This is a genomic window from Cohaesibacter marisflavi (assembly GCF_900115225.1).
GTDB lineage: Bacteria > Pseudomonadota > Alphaproteobacteria > Rhizobiales > Cohaesibacteraceae > Cohaesibacter > Cohaesibacter marisflavi.
In genome coordinates, this window is sequence record NZ_FOVR01000003.1 from 370,330 (window position 1) to 389,360 (window position 19,031).

Sequence of the window (19,031 nt, forward strand, 5' to 3'; positions counted from 1 at the left end):
TTTCCTTTTGACAAAAATTCGAAATTTACTTTGGTAATTCAGGGTTTGGGCCTGGGCCGCGGGGGCATCAGACCTTGAGATTCATGCCCGGATGCAGGCCGAACGCGCCAATGGCTTCTGCGATACCGGCCGCGCCAATGGCCTTGGCAACATGGACATGATCCAGAAAATGCACCTTTTCCAGCAGCGGCTCCTCGGCGCCACCAACGGCCACAGCCGGGACACCACATTGCAGCATGGAGAGGTCATTCAGCGTGTCGCCTGCGGCCAGAACGCGCTTGGCATCCAGACCGAGATGATCAATCAGTTTGAGCAGGGATGGCCCCTTGGAAAAGCCCTTGGGCAGCACGTCGAAATAACGGTCCGCGGAAATGATCCAGTCAAGGCCCATGGCATCCACGATGCTGCAGGCGGAGGCGTCAAACAGATCCGGGTCCATATCGTAGCTCACGCGATAGCGGAACCCGGTTGGCTGAAGGGTCAGCCCCTTGATATCGACCAGTGCGTCACGCACCCTGTCGCCACTGTCATTCCAGGCTGCGGCAATGTCATGCTCCAGAGCCGGGATAGGCTCCACATGCCCTTCGGGCGTCACCTTGGCTATGGTCGTTCCGATGTCACCAACAACATATTCCGGACGCGGCACCCCTTGGCGTGAGGTCAGTTCCACGATGAATTCCGGGTCGCGCCCTGTGACAAAGACAAGGCCGACGCTGTCGCGATTGGCTTCGATCCAGTCATAGAGCGCCTTGCGATCTTCATCGCTGCCCCCCAGAAAAGTCCCGTCCAGATCGGTTGCCAGCACAAATCGCTTCTGGGCGATGTCTACCTTGATATCTGTACTCATTTCGTTCATGTCGGCTCCAATAAATTGCTATTCAAAACGGCTAACGGGATGCGATCAGGACATTTTCTCGGCAGCGCGGGCGAGAGCCTCTTGCGCTTCCTGACTCGCCGGATGCGAATAGGAAAGATCCATGGCGCTCGGTTCGGCCTCGATAGGGCGTGACCAGAGCGCAGCAAAGGTCTGTTCAATATCGGCACCCTCATAAAGAATACGGCGAACGGCCTCACAGATCGGCATGGTAACGCCAAGACGACGGGCCAGATCGGTGATGGAGCGGGCATTGGCCTCGCCTTCAACCACGATATGGCGCCCCTCAAAGCAGTCTTTCCGCTCGATCCCCTGCCCCAATTGCAGACCAAGGGACATGTTGCGCGATGTCGGCGAGGAACATGTCAGCGTCAAATCACCAACGCCAGACAGACCGGCGACGGTTTCGCGGCGTCCGCCGAGCTTCTCGGCCAGCACCATCATCTCATCGATGCCACGGGTGATCAGCGCTGCGCGGGTATTTTCGGCAAAGCCAACACCCTGCATCATGCCGCAAGCGATGGCGACCACGTTTTTGACAGCCCCGCCGATTTCAACGCCCACCAGATCGTCAGAGACATAAGCGCGAAAGGCTTCTGTGCTGAGCGTCATGGCAAAGCGTACGGCCGGGCTTTCATCCGGTGTCAATCTGTCCGCATAACTGAAAGGAAAGGCCGACACGACAGCCGTCGGATGGCCTATCGCGGTTTCGCGGGCAAAGGTCGGCCCGGAAATGACACCAACCGAATGATTGGCCAGTTCGGACTCGGCAACCTGGGTCATAAGAAGGCCTGTATCCGCTTCAATCCCCTTGGCGCATACAGCAATAGGCACACCTTCGGGAATATGGGCAGCGACCTGTTCGGAAACGGCGCGAATGGCGCTGGACGGCACAACGATCATTACAGCGTCGGCATCAGCCAGCGCAGCTTGTAGATCTGAGGTCGCCTTGAGGGTGCGCGGCAATTCGCAGTCGGGCAGAAACACAGAGTTTGTGTGCGCCTCGTTGATTTCGTTGACCACCTCTTCAGAGCGGCCCCAGAGGATCGTCTTCGTTCCGGCGCGCGCTGCCGTTGCGGCAAGAGCCGTGCCCCACGACCCCGCGCCAACCACCGTTAGCGACGAAAAGGGGTGCGCGTGGGTTTCATCATTTTCCGGCAAAGAGGTTTCAGGGCGCGAGCTTTTTTCCTCTGCATCTGAGGGAGTTATCGGGCTCGCGGGCGTAAATTCAGCGACAGGAACCTGCCGTCCGCCCATCTGCCACCCTCCAAAAAGAGAATCCCAAAGAGTTCGAACTGCTACACCATCCAGCACTTTATTTCTCCGTAAAACAAACATCATCAATCGCAAATTCGCTCGTATTTTCTGTTTTTAGGTTTCGCCCCTTCAGCAAACCACAAAGCTCGGGGCCTTTGAAAAAGTACGGTCTTGGTCTGGTAGAAAATCAGGACATGTCTTTGCTTGAGAAACATCTCATGATTGCCTGCCAGCGGATCGCTCCAACTGGTCAACGCGCCAAAATGGATTTGGTTTCAAAATTTTTTGAATAAATTTTTGTGACGTGACTATTTGTGGCTCCAAGCCCGAAAACTCGATAAAAATGGAAAATATAGTTTTAATGGCTCCATGTCAAATTTCACCAAAATCCTATTTCTTAAAACAAATCTATTCTATTGGTCGTATTTTATACGTTTATTCTATAATTGAAAACTTATTACAGCATCTATTTTAAAATTTTTTTCTTTAATTATATTTCAAAAATTTTCGACAAGCCATATGACGCGCAAGTTTAAACCAAGACAAACCCAAGCTAATTCGGGCGACAACAGTATAGAGGCAAGGAGAATCAATCGCCCTTGATGAGGGATTGGGCATGCTTAATTTTTACTCAAAACAAAAACCCGCAGCCGGAGAATGCCTCCAACTGCGGGGTTCTTCACGTCCATTTGTGTCAGGGGCTCCCCACTGAAACCGGGCTGATGCGACAGCCCTCATGCCACGGTGTGGTTGGCCATCATTTCAAGCGCCTTGACCATGGCGGAGTGATCCCATGCGGAGCCACCATTGGCCTTGCAGGCATTGAACAACTCCTGCGCGGTGGCTGTGTTGGGCAGGCTGATGCCCATGGCGCGTGCGTTGGAAAGCGCCAGATTTAGATCCTTCTGGTGCAGTTCAATGCGGAAGCCCGGATCAAAGGTGCGATTGATCATGCGTTCACCATGGATCTCGAGGATCTTGGAAGAGGCAAATCCACCCATCAATGCCTCCCGCACCTTGGCAGGATCAGCCCCGGCCTTGGAGGCAAAGAGCAGCGCTTCACTCACCGCTTCGATATTGAGTGCTACAATGATCTGGTTGGCGACCTTGCAGGTCTGGCCATCGCCATTGCCTCCAACAAGCGTGATATTCTTGCCCATCAAGTCGAACAGAGGCTTGACCGTCGCAAAGCCCTCCTCGGATCCACCACACATGATGGTGAGAGACGCCGCCTTGGCCCCCACCTCACCACCGGAGACCGGCGCATCGACATATTCGCAGCCCAGCTCGTTGACTTTTTTTGCAAATTCCTTGGTGTCGACTGGTGAAATCGAACTCATATCGACAACGGTCTTGCCTGCAGCCAATCCCTCAGCTACACCATTTTCGCCAAACAGCACAGCGGCCACATGAGGTGTATCAGGCACCATGACGATGATGATATCAGATTGTTCTGCCACGTCCTTCGAGGATGCTGCTACCTTCGCGCCCTTGGCCTTGAGGCTATCAGGCACCCCGATGACGTCAAAGGCGACCAGTTCGTGGCCTCCATCCAGCAGATGCTCTGCCATTGGTGCACCCATAATGCCTGTGCCGATAAAACCTACTTTGCTCATAAGAAAAGCTCCTTGTCTGGTGCGCCCGAGGGCGCCAGTTCAATTGGGTTGATTATTGAGCGAGACGAACCGCCTCAGGCCTGTTTGAATTCCGCAAGTTTTGCCATGGCGGCATTGCGCATGAGCGCCACTTCAGCACCAAGCGCCACAAAGCTGTAGCCCCATTCGAGATAGCGCTGTGCATCTGCGGTAACAGGCGCCAGCGTGCCAATGGGAACACCCTTGGATTTGCACTCGTCACAGAGATATTTCATCATACCCTGCACGTCCTTGTGGCCCGGATCACCCAGATGATTCATGCTGGCCGCCAGATCGGATGGGCCGATAAAGACGCCGCCCAGATTTTCCACTTCGCAAATCTGCTCGATGCGCTCGGCAGCACTGGCCGTTTCCACCTGAACCAGTGCACAGGCGCGCTCGTTGGCAGACTGGATATAGCCAGCCTCGGCCCCGTAGGAGCAGGATCGATGCATGGTCGCAACCCCGCGCACGCCTTCAGGCGGATAGCGCATGGCGGCAACGGCAGCTTCGGCCTCTTTCTCATCCTGCACATAAGGAAAGAGAATGGTGCGGAAGCCAATATCCATGTAGCGCTTGATCAGCACCGGATCGTTCCAGGTAGCCCGAACGACTGGCTCACTCCCACAGCCTCGGAGGGCCTGTAGTTGAGGTATCAGAGTGGTCAGCTCGTTCGGGGCATGCTCAGCATCAAGGACGAGCCAGTCGAATCCGACCGCGCCGATCACCTCTGCGCCAATATTGCTGGTCAGAGCCAGCCAAAGCCCGAATTGGGTTTCACCCTTCTTGATGGCTTCCATGAAGCGATTTTCTGGTGGGTTAATCAGATTTGTCATTCCGGTTCCTCCCCGTTATGCGGCCCATCGCTCCCGAGCAGACGCAAGGGCAGCGATCAAGGCAACAATGCTTGTGACAGGACAACCAGATAGACAGAGGAAATGGGCATTGCGCCCGAAACAACACACGGAATCACGCACGCCCTTCACCAAGCGCCATCGGCTTAGCTGGAGGAAAGGCAGAAAGACCGTGTGGGTAACTCCTCCCAAATCACACACTTTGTCCATCACAATCTCGATATTGACCATATTAATTAATCTGTTTAATTTTCCAAGAGAAAATCGCATATTTTTTAAATTTTACAGAGAAAATGTCCAAAATCAGCGGACTTTATGTGGAAACTTGGCGGAACTGGTCTAACGGACTTGCAAAAATCAATCACAAAATAAATAATTAACCTGATTAATTTTTTGCATTTCGACACCAAGAGTCGACTCTTTTCCTTGCGAAGCCTTGCGTGAGACGGTCTAAAGACTGCAGGACTGGGGCGCGGCAGGACTGGGGCAATGGAAAATCTGAGTAGCATGAAACGGGAAAGCAATGTCGGTTGAAGAAGCAAACACAGCGTCAGGCGGCTCACTCACGGACCGGACTGCCAGACAGATAGAACAAATGATCGCCGAGCGCTCCCTGAAGCCGGGAGATCGCCTACCCACTGTGCAAGATCTCAGCCGCAGGCTTGGAGTCAGCCTGTCTGTCGTGCGCGAAGCCATTGCTTCGCTACGCGCAGGGGGCGTGCTTCACACACGCCGAGGCGCAGGCATCTTTGTCGCAGAACCCAGCGCCATAGACAATCGTGGCCTGTTCTTTGGCGATCTGTCTCAGATCTCGTCTGTCGTGGAAATTCTTGAATTGCGCCTTGCCGTCGAAGTGGAAGCTGCCGGGCTTGCTGCCGAGCGTCACTCCATGGCGCAAGAGTCGCGCATTTATGAGGCCTATGAGGCGATTGAAGCGGTTATGGAGCTGGGAGGCACGGGCGAAGCGGAGGATTCGCTTTTTCACATTGCCATTGCAGAGGCAACGAACAATCGACGCTTCGTCGATTTTCTGACCCAGTTGGGCAACGCGATGATTCCGCGTAACAAGCTGCGCCCGCTCCCAGCCTCGCACCAAGAACACATCGCTTATCTGGCCCAGCTTCAAGATGAACATCGCGTTATTCTGGATGCCATCTCAGGTAAGGACCCGGAGGCTGCCCGCAACGCCATGCGCGCACATCTTTCTTTAAGCCGTGATCGTTATCACAGCATGATCAAGGCCAAAACGGCCCTGCGCTAGGTTTGTCAACGCTTAACGCAGCGCCTCAAAACTAGAGATGAAATACGTCGTCGATGTCGAGTTTCTGCAAATCTGCGTGAGAAGGCTGACGGCCACATTCTACATCATTGGCAACGCGGGAAGCTGCAGGCAGGCAAGAGATGAGATGACGCGTAGACTCGAAAATTTCGCTGATCATGGGGATGTCTCGGTTTGTTGTTATACTTTAGTTGAGACAATATACCTGCCGATATCAATGTGAAAAGAACTAGACTGCCACAACAGCCATGCAAAGAATGCACACCTAGGACAATCCACCCTTTAAACAGGTGCAATCCGAGGTAAAAAATCTGATGATTTGACAGGAAATAACGCAGCGGCCCCGTTCAAGCCGTGTCCCGCTCTATGATCTCGAAGCCGACATCCAGCACGGGTTGCGCAACGGGTAGATCGGCCAGCCGCGCCAACAGGGCACTTGCCGATTCTCGCCCCATGGTCGCCCGATCAATCCGCACCGTTGAAAGCGCCGGATAGGTGTGAGCGGCGAAATTCTGATCCCCGAAGCCGACAATGGCAATGTCATCAGGAATGGAGAGGCCGCGTGCCTGCACCTCGGTTAGAACCCCGTGCGCAAGCGTGTCAGAGCTACAGAAAATGAGGCTGTCATGCAGGCCCTCATCGAGCAGTTTTGCAACACCCTGCCTGCCCAATTGCAAATTGGAAATGCCCGGCACAATGCTCTTCGGCACCTTCGTAATGCCCTTGTCAGCAAGCGTTTTCAGAAAGCTGTCATTTCGGATCAGGGCGCGCTGGTCTTCAGCGGACACGATGGCGAAGTTCCGGTATCCCTTATCGTAGAAATAGTTGGCGGTCTTTTTGCCTACACTTTGCTGGGAAAAGCCGACAACGATATCGAGCGGCGTCGGCGTCACATCCCAGGTTTCGACAATGGGAATATTGGCAGCCAGAAGCTGACGGCGACAATTGTTGGAATGCTGGATGCCGGTAAGAAAAATACCATCGGGGCGGCGACTGAGAATGGCTGTTACGAGCTGTTCTTCTTCTTCCAGAGAGTAGCCAACCTCCCCTTGCAGAACCTGATAACCGGCCTCTTTCATCGGCTTGGCAAAATGCTGCACTGTCTCAGCATAGACGATATTGACCAGACTGGGCACGATGACGGCCACCAGCTTGCTCTTGTTGGACGCAAGCCCTCCGGCCAGCATGTTGGGCACATAGCCTGTCTGCTCGATCACCGCGTTGATCCGGTCGAGTGTCTTTTTGGCCACCTTGTCTGGATAGTTGAGGGCACGAGAAACCGTGGTTGGCGCTACTCCGGCAAGCCTTGCCACACTTTCCAGAGTGACCCGCTGCGATCCCTGCCGCGCTCGTCTTGGCTCTGAAGTTAACAGTTGCTCGTCAGGTAGGTCTGCCACGTCCATATTTCCTTCATTACGGCCCCTTCACACGAAGCCGTTGACTAGCCGCAACGAAGGAAACCGCGCAATCCTATGTTATTGGCGCAGGATTGAACAGAACAAGGTCATTCCGAATACCCAGTTTGTCAGCTGCTGTCTTGCATCGCCCGCTGGCGATATCGAGAATGAGCCTGAACAGCTCCCAGCCACCTTCCTCAACGGAAATCTCACCAGACGCAATCCGGCCCGCATCGACATCCATAATGTCAAACCAGCGCGCGGCCAGCGTGCTGTTGGTAGCCACCTTGATGGTTGGCGTCGTTGGCAGATTATATGGGGTTCCGCGTCCGGTCGTAAATATATGCAGGTTCATTCCCGCTGCCAACTGCAAAGTTCCACACACAAAATCGCCCGCTGGTGTGGCTGCGAAGGTCAACCCCTTGCGCCGAAGCCTCTCACCGGGTCCAATCACGTCGACAATCGGGCTCGAACCGGATTTGGCTACAGACCCCAGAGATTTCTCCACGATACCGGAAAGGCCCCCTGCCTTGTTGCCCGGCGTGGTATTGGCAGACCGATCTGCGCCGCCCTTGTCGAGATAGGCATCATACCAAGCCATTTCGCTGACGAGCTTTTCAACCACATCGGCCGAGGCAGCCCTTGGTGGCAACAGATGCACCGAATCCCGCACCTCCGTCACCTCAGAAAACATGACGCTGCCCCCAGCCCGCACGATAAGATCGGCAGCCGCCCCAAGCATCGGGTTGGCAGTGATGCCGGAAAAGGCATCGCTACCACCGCACTGCATGCCGACGACAAGATCGGACACAGGACAGGTTTCCCGCTGGCGATTGTTGAGCCGCTCAAGATGCATGCGCGCCTGCAACAGAATGTCATCCACCATAGCCGAAAAGCCCGAAAGCCCTTCATCCTGAAGATACATGCTGGTTGCCTTGTCATCGCCCTTGGTCATGATCATTTCAGGGCGAAGCTTTTCGCACCCAAGCGCCACCACCATCACTTCGCCACCAAAGTTTGGATTGAGCGCGATATTCTTGATGGTCCGGATGGGGATATAGGCGTCGGTCGCGTTGATGGCCACGCCGCAGCCATAGGAATGGGTTAGCGGCACCACATCGTCCACGTTGGGATAGTTGGGGAGCAGCTCTTCACGAATGCGCTTGACCGCGTGCTCTACGACACCGGCCACACATTGGACGCTAATGGAGATGCCCAGAAGATTGCGCGTGCCGACGCTGCCATCCGCGTTGCGATAGCCTTCGAAGGTGTAGCCTTCCAGCGGCGGCAGAGACTTGGGCGCAACTGCAGGCGCCTTGAGGCTTTCGAGGTGGGGAGCCTCTGGCAGCATGATCATATGCTCATTGACCCAAGCCCCTTTCTCGAGCGGCTGCAGGGCCAGCCCGATCGTCACCCCGTAGCGAATGACCGCGCCGCCTTTTTCAATATCGGCTAAGGCTACCTTATGGCCGAAGGGCACATCCTCTTTAAGGACAGCACCCGTATCCAGCTCTGTTCCGGCAGGCAGCCCTCCGGCGGTCAGAACGATGGAGACATTGTCATCAGAGTGAACCTTCAGGCTCGGAACGGCGGTATTCATGGCAGCCTCACGCATGTTTGTTGTTGTTTTTCTTCTGCTTGATCATGCCGTAGATCGAGAAGACAACTGATATCAGGATCAGCACCCAAAGGACCATGGCAATCGGGCTTTTGGTAAAGAAGATCGTCAGGGAACCGAAGGATTCCAAGCTTTTGACAAAATAGACTTCGGCCTGCTTGCCCAGAATGAAACCAATGATGAACGGAGCCACCTCAAGCCCGACCTTCTGGCCAAGATAACCGAACAGGCCAAAGAACAGCAGCGTCCAGACATCGAACATGATACCGAAATTGATCGCATAGGCCCCGACTACGCACATCATGATGATGCCAGGATAGAGCAGATATTTCGGGATCGTGATCACCTTGACGATGGTGCGGATGGCAAAGAACATCACAAAGAACATGACAAGGTTGGCAAACAGCAGCGCCACCATCATGGTGTTCCATGTATCCAGATTGTTGCCGATGAAGAGTGGCCCCAGCTGGATGCCCTGCAGCGTAAAGGCACCGATGAGCACAGCCGTTGTTGAATCGCCGGGAATGCCAAGCGAAAGCAGTGGTATGAGTGCCCCGCCGGTGAGACCATTGTTGGCGGCCTCTGATGCGATGACACCTTCTGGCGCTCCCTTACCCAGCTTCTCTGGATGTTTGGAGAAGTTCTTCTGCTGCGTATAGGACAGGACCGACGCCGCACTGCCGCCCACACCGGGCAACATGCCGACAAATGTGCCAAGGCTACTCGAACGGATCAGATTGATCATCTCACCCTTGAAAACCGAGAAGCTGAAGGGAGTACCGCCATTGAGATCGAGCTTTTTGCCCTTGCCAACCTCTTCCCGGATGCCTTTTTCGGCCTCTTGCATGATGGTTCCAAGCCCGAACAGGCCTATCAGAACCGGCAGGAGCGAAAAGCCACTTTCCAGATAGGGTACCATGGCGTCTGTCATCAGACGATATTCGCCATTGCCACCGTAGGAAATGTCATAGGAGCCGATCAGACTGAACCAGACGCCCAGCACGCCACTAAAGATGCCCAGTAGCAGGTTGCGCGACAGAGATGCGATCACCGTCAGCGCAAACAGAATGATCAGGAACTTCTCGACATAGGAGAATTTGATCGCAAAGTCCGCAAGGCTTGGCGCGAACAGAAACAGGATAACCGCACTGAAGATACCGCCAAACAGCGACGCCGTGATGCCGGTTTTAAGGGCGCGCTCTCCTTCCCCCTTTTGCGTCATCGGATAGCCATCAAAGGTGGTGGTTATCGAGGAGGGAGTACCGGGGATTTTCAGCAGAATGGCCGGAACGAGCCCACCCGAGATGCCGCCTACATAAAGCCCCAGCAGCAGGGCCAGCCCATTGATCAGGTCGAGCGCATAGGTCATGGGCAGACACACGGCCACTGCCATGGTCGCAGTCATGCCGGGAATGGCGCCAAAGATGATTCCAACGATCACGCCGAAACCAACCAGAGCGAAAAACATGGGCGATAGATAACTTAGAAATTCCATGGGTCAGCCTATCGGTTCAAAGGTCAGGGCAGCGTGATGTTGAACATCTGCGCCAGCACATACCAGGCGACAGTTGGCGAGATGATCGAACTGAGCGTGATGGTTATAAATTCGCGACGTCCCGGCGTATGCACAAACAAGGTCGAGAGCAGGAACATGAATGGAATGGAAGTCAGCAGAAAGCCGAGCCCCGTGTTGGGAAAGATTTCTCCTACTGGTTCCATCACGTAAAAATAGAGAATGGTCAGCACAAGCATGCCCAGGAGGCGCAGCCAGTCTATCTTGCGTGTTTGGTCTTTCTCTCCCGAAGCTTCAGGCCCTCTATTTTCCTCTGCCCGCGCGCGCATCTTGCGAAGGACTTTTGGTCCTTCTGTCAAGGCGATCAGCAGGGCAAGGATCAGAAGGATCCAGTGAATGATATTGGGAAAGAACAGGTGCGACTGATCAAAGTCGATCGACACCTTGAAAAGAGAACTACCATCTGCCATTGCGGTTTCTCCGGGGTGATCCTGTTGGCAGGGCATAGGAGCCCTCAGGATGCGGTTTTGTTGCGGAGAGCCAGACCCGGTTTCCCTTGGGTGAGATGGCCGGGTCTGAAGGATGTCTGAAGTCTATTTGATGCTATCGATGATCACTTCATACTGACCCATCTTGTCTTTCAGATAAGCCGCAGCTTCAGCTGATGGTTTGAAGTTAGGAATGAAGAAGGATTTCTTCTGGGTTTCCTGAATTTTGCCTTCTGCATAGATTTCGCCAAGCGCTTCATCCAGAGCGTCGACAATCGCAGGATCCATCTTCTTGTTGTAGATGAAGAAGAATTCCTTATCGAACGTGAAGTCTTTTTCGCCATCCTGCGTTACGGATGCTTTCGGGGAGACGAAGTCAAGCAGATGTTCCTGAGAGGTGTCGCCAAAGCCTTCCGGCTTGGTCTGCTTGATGGTTTCCGGGCGTGCGGTCAGCCAAACAAAGCGCATGGCTTTCTGATCTTCTGCGGGCAATTGGGTATATTGTTCGTTGGCCTGTACCGAACCGTTGATCAGGTCAGCCTGACCATCAAACAGCAGCTGGTTCTTGTCGGACTGCGAGCCGGTATTAACAGCAACAAGGTTGGCTTCCTTACCTGGGTAACGCAGCTTAATGGCGTTTTTCAGAGCCGAGAAACCGATTTCCGAAACACCCCCGGGCTGAATGGCAACACGGATTTTCTTGTCGCTTGCACAAGCCTGAATAATGTCTTCAATAGACTGATATGGAGAGCTCTTGGGAACCAGATAGGAGTTACCCGGATTGATGGCGACCGTCGGCCCTACGGTAAAATCTTCAAAGATATTGAAGTAGCCCTTTACGCCATACAGGTAGCCCAGATAGGACTGATCATGGAAAATCATGATCGTACTGCCGTTGGAAATGCGGCGTAGAGTCTTGAAGGCTGCACTTGAGCCAACAGCGTCAACCTTGACGTTGATGCCGAGCTTATCGGCCAGAGCCTGCGCTACGATGGCAGAGTTCTGATAGGTGTCACCACCGGTGGATTTGGAGCCGATGACGATGCGCAAATTCTTGGCAAGCTCGACATCCGCAGCGCTGGCCTGCGAAGCAGCCAAGCCCATGAAGGCAGCCATTGCGACAGCCAGCCCGCTTTTCAGAAACTTCATTTTTTCTCTCCCTAATGGAACGCCGGTTCGAGAACCTCCAGAAACACTTCCCTATTGCTTCTTGCTGTTCAACCAGACGTTCTGATTTCGGCGTCGCTCTGCGTCCGCCTTTCCTCCTTTTATTGACACCCCAACCAAACGCGGTTTGTTCCTCAGACAAACAGCAGCTCCGCTGGTGCCCAGCGCCCTCAAGTTTCCTCCAAATGAAAACGCTGTCATTTCATAGTAAGTTCACATTCATTCTTCTGTCAAGCATGCGAAGTGGAGCACACAGTTTTATGATATATTCGGCAGAAAAGCTTAGATATTAGTCTAATAAATGCGTTTTCTTTCCACAAAAAGCACATCAACACGACAAAATGGTTGCGCTTCCATTCTTTGTTTGGCGAAATAGCATAAAGGTCCCCGTGCGGGTAGGAACGGAGCGCGAGGCTGCAACAATTTGGAGGAAAAACAAGATGGTAGCGCCAGATAGATTCGGGACAGGATCGCCGAAAGTCACATCCATGCGCGTCGTGCCCGTTGCGGGACAAGACAGCATGTTGCTGAATTTGAGCGGAGCCCACGCACCCTATTTCACGCGCAATGTCGTTCTGCTGGAAGATGAAACCGGCCGGATCGGTCTGGGCGAAGTGCCTGGTGGTGAGAAGATCCGCCAGACGCTGGAAGACGCAATCCCGCTCGTTGTGGGCCAGCCTATTGCGCGCATGAATACCATTCTGAAAACCATGAACGAAACGTTTGCCAGCCGAGACAAAGGCGGGCGCGGCACCCAGACGTTTGATCTGCGCATCACCATTCATGCTCTCACCGCAGTAGAAGCGGCCCTCTTGGATCTGATGGGGCAGTTTATGGATATGCCAGTGGCCGCTCTTCTGGGAGAAGGCCAACAGCGCGACACAGTGCGTATGCTGGGCTATCTCTTCTATGTCGCCGACCGGAACAAGACCAATCTGCCCTATCGATCCGAGCTTGATGCCAAGGATGATTGGCTGCGCCTGCGCAATGAAGAAGCCATGACGCCTGAGGCAATCGTGCAGCTAGCCGAAGCAGCCTATGAACGTTATGGCTTTGAAGATTTCAAACTCAAAGGTGGCGTTCTCTCGGGCGAAGAAGAAATGCTTGCCGCCGCAGCCCTCAAGCAGCGCTTTCCCGAAGGGCGCATTTCCATTGACCCGAACGGGGCCTGGTCACTGAATGAAGCCATCGCCCTTTGCAAAGGGCAAGATCATATTCTGGCCTATGCAGAAGATCCATGCGGGGCTGAGAATGGTTATTCAGGCCGGGAGATCATGTCCGAATTCCGCCGTGCCACAGGCCTTCAGACCGCCACCAACATGGTTGCCACGGATTGGCGACAAATGGGCCATTCGGTCATGCTGCAATCGGTTGATATTCCGCTGGCCGATCCACATTTCTGGACCATGCAGGGCACTGTACGGGTGGCGCAGATGTGTCGTGACTGGGGCCTTATCTGGGGCTCCCACTCCAACAATCATTTTGACATTTCGCTGGCGATGTTCACCCACGCGGCAGCAGCGGCTCCGGGACACATCACACCGATCGACACCCACTGGATCTGGCAGGATGGGCAACGCCTGACCAAGGAGCCACTGCTGATCGAGGGTGGCGAGATCGCCGTGCCAGAGCGTCCCGGCCTTGGTATCGAAGCGGATATCGATGCCATCATGGCTGCGCACGACCTTTACAAGAAGAAAGGGCTTGGCGCACGTGATGATGCTCTGGGGATGCAGTTTCTCATTCCCAACTGGACCTTTGACAATAAACGCCCCTGCCTCGTGCGCTAAGGCATCATAACAATAATATTCCTCCTCCCAGACCTTACCCTCGAAGAGCCCCCCTTCTTCGGGGGTTTTTCGATTCTCAATCCAGATTTTCAGCTCACCATTTCAAGGCCCTCAAGCATTTGTGATAGGTCACACGCTTGCACTTCCCCATCACAGACCAAAAGTTAGCCTTTGGACATCAAGCCGTTTCGCCAGAGCCAGTCTCTGGTGTAGCGACAGACCAGAGGAGACACGCAATGCATGCCCTTCCCCTAACCGGCCTTGTTGCCCTTAGCCTGCTTGCGGGCACAGCAACGGCGTCTGCCCAGACCTTCAACGATGCGCCCCCCAATGGCGAGGGACAAACGCCTGCCTTTGAAGGTCAGACCCGCGCACCGTATCTTGCTGATGATGTCTCGGTAAAACGGGAGACCATCGCCAACGGCCTGCAAAATCCGTGGGGGATGGACCAGTTGCCGGACAGGCGCTGGATTGTTACCGAGCGGCCAGGGCGGATGCGGATCATCGATACAGACGGCAATAAATCGCACGCAATCGACGGTTTGCCAGAGGTTGACGCGCGCGGTCAGGGCGGCTTGCTGGATGTGGTTGTCAAAGACGATTTTGCACAGACACGCCGCGTCTGGTGGAGCTTTGCCGAACCGCGCGGCGATGGCCTGAATGGAACCGCCGTTGCCACGGGCATTCTTTCCGATGATGACAGCCGCATGGAGCATGTGGAGGTCATCTTGCAGCAAAATCCTGCCTGGCGCTCGACCAATCATTATGGCTCGCGTCTGGTGTTCGATCCGTCCGGCGCCCTGTTCGTGACGACAGGCGAACGCTACTACACCGAGTCGCGCCAACTGGCGCAGGATGTTGGCACCCATCTTGGCAAGGTGCTACGCATCGACCCGATGGGTGGCCCGGCGGAGGGTAATCCTGACCTGGCAGGCGGCTTGCCCGAGGTCTGGTCCTATGGCCATCGCAACATTCAGTCTGCAGCACTGGGGCCGGATGGGCATTTATGGACCGTGGAACATGGCCCCAAAGGAGGCGATGAATTGAACAGGCCCAAAGCGGGCAAGAATTATGGCTGGCCGATCATCTCCTACGGAGAGAATTACTCCGGCACGCCAGTGGGAGAAGGCATCACCGCCAAGGGAGGCATGGAGCAGCCGGTCTATTATTGGGACCCTGTGATCGCTCCGGCGGGCATGGTCTTTTATGACGGCGCGATGTTCCCCTCTTTCAAGGGTGATGCCCTCATTGGCGGACTGGCCAGCAAGGCGCTTGTGCGGCTGAAGCTGGAAGACGGCAAGGTCGTGGGCGAGGCGCGCTATCTTGAAGGGCGTAGCCGCGTGCGAGACGTGGATGTCGACGCCAAGGACGGTGCCATCATGCTTTTGACAGATGCAAATAACGGAGCCCTGATGCGGGTTACCCCGGAGTAACCGGCACGCTCCCTTGCGGCTTCGTGTGCCCTAACGCGAAGCCGCTTGCCTTCTGGTGCTAAAGAGGCTGCCAGATCTTGCCCGTAACAGGCTTTGCGCCCAGTCAGGCTTTTGCCTTGAAAGCTGGAAGCCTTGACCCCTCATTCGCAAAGAGCGCGGGCGCCATTGTTCCCAAGATCGACCATGATGGATTGAAGATTGGCACCCAACTGCTCAGGCTCGATCCATTTGCCGCCTGTGGCCTTGGCAACGCAGGCAAGGGCGTCGCCTCCACCAAGGGACACCACATCAATCTCCACTTCCGGATGCGATCGTGCCACGGCGCATGGATCACCACCATTTGTATCTTTGCCATCACTCACCAGAATGATGCGTCCCCCACCCTTTTTCTGTACTTTTCGAAGCGCCAACTTCAACGCCTTGGCCACGGCCGTGGAGGACTTCAGCTTCAATCCGTTGGTTTTCGCGATAAGGCCTGAGCGCTCTGCTGGACCGAAGTCTCCCAGATCCCTCACAAAAGAGCGACCAGCGAATGATACAACACCAATCTCCGTCTTTTTATCAGTCTGGCGAGCGACCTGTTCAACGGCGCTTTTCAGATCATCAAGACGCTTGCGACCGGGCTTCTTTATCAGACCGGCATAAATAACTTGTGCCGTTTTGCCTGAAAGCCCACCAGCCCCCATGCGCTTTTCCAGCTTCGTGGCCAGTGCGCTATCAACATCAGCAGGCAGGCCCATACTGATTGAATGATCAAGCGCAAGAACAATATAGCTGCGATCTTCGGGACGGGCGCAGTGCTTTGAAGGGGATTCTGGCGCTTCGGGTTCAGGTGGAGGCGCCTTCGCGACCGGCATCTCTGGCGGCGGCGGAGGACAGGCCTTCTCTTGTTCACCGGCCATTTGCATCAGCATGTGCAACTGGTCCTGAAGCGCGTTGAGCCTTGCGAGATCTGGTGCGGCCTCAGCTGAGCACCAGCTCCATTGATAGCCCCAAATCCTGACGCCACAAGACTTCAGCGACAGATGGCCCAGATAGCCCAGCAGCGCGATAAAAATCAGCCACAAGAGCACAAATCCGATCAGACGCAGAGCTCTCATCAGCAGCCTCCTCTTGCGCCATTGAGCCCCAGTTCAACAAGAATTTGCTGCAAGCTCTGCGCTTCTTTGGCTGGTTCGACCAGCTTTCCGCCGGTGGCCCTTGCCACGCAGGAGAGTGCCTGCCCACCACCAAGAGAGATGACATCGACCTGAACGCCTGAGCTTTGCTTGGCCACGGCGCATGGGTCGGCGTCGCAGGTATCTTTACCATCGCTGACGAAAATTACCCGCCCGCCAGGCACACGGGCAGCCTTTTCCATGGCTATTTTGAGGGCATCTGCTGCTGGCGTTGCCGGTTTGGTCTGCAATTGCTTGATCTTGCTGATCAGGCGCTCGCGTCTGCCTTCATCATAATCTCCCATATCCACCACGCCATTGCATCCGGCGAAGGTGACCACGCCAATTCTGGTTTCCGGAGGCAGGCGTCGGGTTACTTCCCCGACGGAGGATTTGACCTCGTCAAGTCGCTTACGACCGGGGCGGGCGATATAGGCATTATAGGTGTTGGAGGCTTGCCAAGCGTCGGGGCCGCCGCCCTCGATGGTGTTTTCAAGCTCGGTTGCCAATGCGCTGTCCATGTTGACTGGCAGTCCCATGCTTTTGGAATGATCAAGGGCCAGCACCACATAATCAAGCTTCGGCTTGCCATCGGCGCATTGTTGCGGAGTTTCTGGCGATTGACTGCCTGCCGGAGGAGGATTGCCTCCCGAAGCAGCTGCGCCTCCGCCTCCACCGCCAGAGGGAGGTGTACCGCCAGCCCCACCAGCACCCGCAGGAGGGATTCCTGCTCCTGCTCCTGCTCCTGCTCCTGCTCCTGCACCCCCAGCGCCACCTGCTCCTGCACCTCCTTCGCCAGTTCCTCCAGACGCCGCAGCACCAGCTCCACCGGCTCCATCACCGCTGGCATCCAGTCTATGCGGTGCAGGTTCGGGCAATGGCATGGCACCCTCGGCGGAAGGCATGTCAGCTTCGGCGTCGGCTTCTGGCATATCTCCGTCCATATCCGTCTCTGGTGTCGACATGGGAGACGGAGAGACCTCTCCTTCCGTCGGCCCAGTTGCGCCAGAAGCTGGATCAGCCGAAGGCAAAGCGGGATCGGAGGCAAGCGGACCTGCACCACCTTCTCCTACCGCCCCCACGGCCCCATTGCCACCAGCCGGACCGATACCCAGAGCACCCGGCTGCCCAGGAACGGGCGATGGCCTCGCTCCGGACCGAGGCACGGGCGCAACGGGACCACATTGGGCGCCCATCTGGCCGTTCATCTCGATCAGGCTGTGCAGCTCACGCTGCAGGGCATTTAGCCGCGACACATCAGGCCGGTGGCTCGCCGCGCACCAGCTTAGTTCGTAGCCCAGAAACCGAACGCCGCAGGCCTTGAGCGACAAGCCCGCCAGCAGCGCAACCAGTCCCACGAATCCTACCCACAAAATGACCAGAACAGCCAGACGAATGCCCTTCATGTGACGTCTTCTTACTGCGTTTGCATCAGGGTTTCGACCTGTGCCCGCAAGGCGGCCACGTCGGCTTCAAGACGCGAGATCTGCTCGGCGGTGCCATTGTTGGCGCGGGCCGAAGACAATTGCTGCTGCCGTTGGGCAAGTGCTGCACGCAGCCTGTTCAACTCGGCTTGCCGCGCAGACAGATTGGCCTTTTCATCATACATATTGGCCTGCGCATTGGCGGCCTGATACTGGCGATGGGATGCGATGGATTGCAACTGGTTGGTCTGCTGCTGATAGACGCCATTATTGAGATTGCTGCGTGCGCACCAATAATCATCATAGCGGGCATCCCCCGTGCATGACGTTGTCTGGCAGGCAGCCAGAAGGGGCAACAGAGCACCCAGCGCAATACCGGGAACCAGAGCCTTTGTCCGAAACTTTGTCATGATGTCATCTCTCTTTTCACACTGGGATTAAATGGTTACGCCGACTTCGGACGGAACGCGGGAATAGGCGGAAACGAGGGCGTCACGCTGGGTTTCCAGCGAGGCTTTCTGGGCTTTGAGCTGGGAAATCTGCTTTTTGACATCCATGCCGTTGTTGGCAGCCCCTTCCAGATCGGTGATATCGCGGTCAACATTAGAGATCTGGCTATTCACGATCTGCACGTTGCCACGGGCGCTGGACATCTGGGCACGATAGGCGTCAGGCGCGAGCTGCCCGGCGCTAAGTTGGGCATTAAGACGATCAATCTCGGCCTGTTCTTCGGCGGCCAGCTGACGCGTGAAGTTCGCCATTTCCTGATAGTGGGCGATATTCTTTTCAGCATTGGCGATAACGCCCTTGAGCTGATCCTGCTGGGCTGCCTGAGCGCCAGCCTGCTTGTTGACCCGCTGGGCATCGGCCGCGCCGAGTACACCACCGCCAAGAGCGCCAATCATAGCGCCCTGAGCCATGGATTTTTCATCCCCGCCGAGCAGCAGACCGAGCCCACCGCCAACGATGGCTCCCACGGCTGCGCCCGTGGCTACGCCCTGAAGAATGCGCACATTCTCATTCTGTTTCTGGCGCATGGCCATTTCGGTGGGGCTGAGAGGGCCGGTTGGCTGTTGCGTGGTCACGCAGCCTGCAAGGGCAAGCGAAGCGGCGAGCGCTGCGACCAAAACGTATTTCTGCGACATG

Annotated in this window: 17 protein-coding genes; 3 read left to right on the top strand and 14 right to left on the bottom strand. The window is 55.5% G+C overall.

Annotation, left to right across the window (positions count from 1 at the left end; translation table 11 throughout):
• Positions 1-67: 67 nt before the first annotated feature.
• The 4 genes from BM258_RS08430 to BM258_RS08445 all read right to left on the bottom strand — a co-directional run bounded on the left by BM258_RS08430 (position 68) and on the right by BM258_RS08445 (position 4,601).
• Entirely contained in the window at positions 68-856 is a 789-nt protein-coding gene (locus tag BM258_RS08430) for an HAD family hydrolase (protein WP_244544639.1), read from the bottom strand.
• A gap of 45 nt (positions 857-901) precedes the next feature.
• Positions 902-2,131 (bottom strand): NAD(P)H-dependent glycerol-3-phosphate dehydrogenase, encoded by a 1,230-nt coding sequence (locus BM258_RS08435; RefSeq protein ID WP_090071064.1) that lies wholly within the window; start codon positions 2,129-2,131, stop codon positions 902-904.
• 734 nt (positions 2,132-2,865) lie between these two features.
• On the bottom strand, positions 2,866-3,747 hold the full coding sequence (glxR, locus tag BM258_RS08440) for a 2-hydroxy-3-oxopropionate reductase (protein ID WP_090071066.1): 882 nt from the start codon (positions 3,745-3,747) through the stop codon (positions 2,866-2,868).
• A 74-nt stretch (positions 3,748-3,821) separates the two neighbouring features.
• Positions 3,822-4,601: an aldolase/citrate lyase family protein gene (locus tag BM258_RS08445; RefSeq protein ID WP_210186696.1), complete on the bottom strand. Its 780-nt coding sequence runs from the start codon at positions 4,599-4,601 to the stop codon at positions 3,822-3,824.
• A gap of 541 nt (positions 4,602-5,142) precedes the next feature.
• Between BM258_RS08445 and BM258_RS08450 the strand changes: the two genes are divergently transcribed.
• Entirely contained in the window at positions 5,143-5,880 is a 738-nt protein-coding gene (locus tag BM258_RS08450) for a FadR/GntR family transcriptional regulator (RefSeq protein ID WP_090071068.1), read from the top strand.
• A gap of 31 nt (positions 5,881-5,911) precedes the next feature.
• Here the strand turns inward: BM258_RS08450 and BM258_RS24445 are convergent, their stop codons facing one another.
• From BM258_RS24445 to BM258_RS08480, 6 genes are all read right to left on the bottom strand, one after another.
• The gene (locus tag BM258_RS24445) at positions 5,912-6,058 is read right to left on the bottom strand and encodes a hypothetical protein (protein ID WP_175527999.1); all 147 of its coding nucleotides are present in this window, start codon (positions 6,056-6,058) and stop codon (positions 5,912-5,914) included.
• Positions 6,059-6,245: 187 nt separating this feature from the next.
• Positions 6,246-7,295 carry a LacI family DNA-binding transcriptional regulator gene (locus BM258_RS08460; RefSeq protein ID WP_244544640.1) on the bottom strand — a complete coding sequence of 350 codons (1,050 nt, stop codon included), beginning with the start codon at positions 7,293-7,295 and terminating at the stop codon, positions 6,246-6,248.
• Positions 7,296-7,368: 73 nt separating this feature from the next.
• The gene (garD, locus tag BM258_RS08465; RefSeq protein WP_210186697.1) at positions 7,369-8,910 is read right to left on the bottom strand and encodes a galactarate dehydratase; all 1,542 of its coding nucleotides are present in this window, start codon (positions 8,908-8,910) and stop codon (positions 7,369-7,371) included.
• Positions 8,903-10,408 (bottom strand): tripartite tricarboxylate transporter permease, encoded by a 1,506-nt coding sequence (locus BM258_RS08470; protein WP_090071074.1) that lies wholly within the window; start codon positions 10,406-10,408, stop codon positions 8,903-8,905. The genes garD and BM258_RS08470 overlap by 8 nt, the downstream gene beginning before the upstream one ends.
• Positions 10,409-10,431: 23 nt before the next feature.
• Positions 10,432-10,896, bottom strand: coding sequence for a tripartite tricarboxylate transporter TctB family protein (locus tag BM258_RS08475; protein ID WP_090071076.1), 465 nt, complete (start codon positions 10,894-10,896; stop codon positions 10,432-10,434).
• 123 nt (positions 10,897-11,019) lie between these two features.
• Positions 11,020-12,063 (bottom strand): type 2 periplasmic-binding domain-containing protein, encoded by a 1,044-nt coding sequence (locus BM258_RS08480; protein WP_090071077.1) that lies wholly within the window; start codon positions 12,061-12,063, stop codon positions 11,020-11,022.
• Between the two features lie 458 nt (positions 12,064-12,521).
• Between BM258_RS08480 and gudD the strand changes: the two genes are divergently transcribed.
• Both gudD and BM258_RS08490 read left to right on the top strand, forming a co-directional pair.
• On the top strand, positions 12,522-13,871 hold the full coding sequence (gene gudD, locus BM258_RS08485; protein ID WP_090071079.1) for a glucarate dehydratase: 1,350 nt from the start codon (positions 12,522-12,524) through the stop codon (positions 13,869-13,871).
• A gap of 236 nt (positions 13,872-14,107) precedes the next feature.
• Positions 14,108-15,304, top strand: coding sequence for a PQQ-dependent sugar dehydrogenase (locus BM258_RS08490; RefSeq protein WP_090071081.1), 1,197 nt, complete (start codon positions 14,108-14,110; stop codon positions 15,302-15,304).
• A gap of 140 nt (positions 15,305-15,444) precedes the next feature.
• On the opposite strand, the gene BM258_RS08495 is transcribed toward BM258_RS08490, so the two are convergent.
• From BM258_RS08495 to BM258_RS08515, 4 genes are read right to left on the bottom strand one after another with little or no spacing between them, the layout of a single operon-like run.
• Positions 15,445-16,404: a vWA domain-containing protein gene (locus BM258_RS08495; protein WP_090071083.1), complete on the bottom strand. Its 960-nt coding sequence runs from the start codon at positions 16,402-16,404 to the stop codon at positions 15,445-15,447.
• Positions 16,404-17,867 (bottom strand): VWA domain-containing protein, encoded by a 1,464-nt coding sequence (locus tag BM258_RS24450; protein WP_175528000.1) that lies wholly within the window; start codon positions 17,865-17,867, stop codon positions 16,404-16,406. The genes BM258_RS08495 and BM258_RS24450 overlap by 1 nt, the downstream gene beginning before the upstream one ends.
• An 11-nt stretch (positions 17,868-17,878) precedes the next feature.
• The gene (locus BM258_RS08510) at positions 17,879-18,295 is read right to left on the bottom strand and encodes a hypothetical protein (protein WP_090071089.1); all 417 of its coding nucleotides are present in this window, start codon (positions 18,293-18,295) and stop codon (positions 17,879-17,881) included.
• 27 nt (positions 18,296-18,322) lie between these two features.
• Complete coding sequence (locus BM258_RS08515; protein ID WP_090071091.1) at positions 18,323-19,030, bottom strand: hypothetical protein; 708 nt, start codon at positions 19,028-19,030, stop codon at positions 18,323-18,325.
• Position 19,031 lies beyond the last annotated feature (1 nt).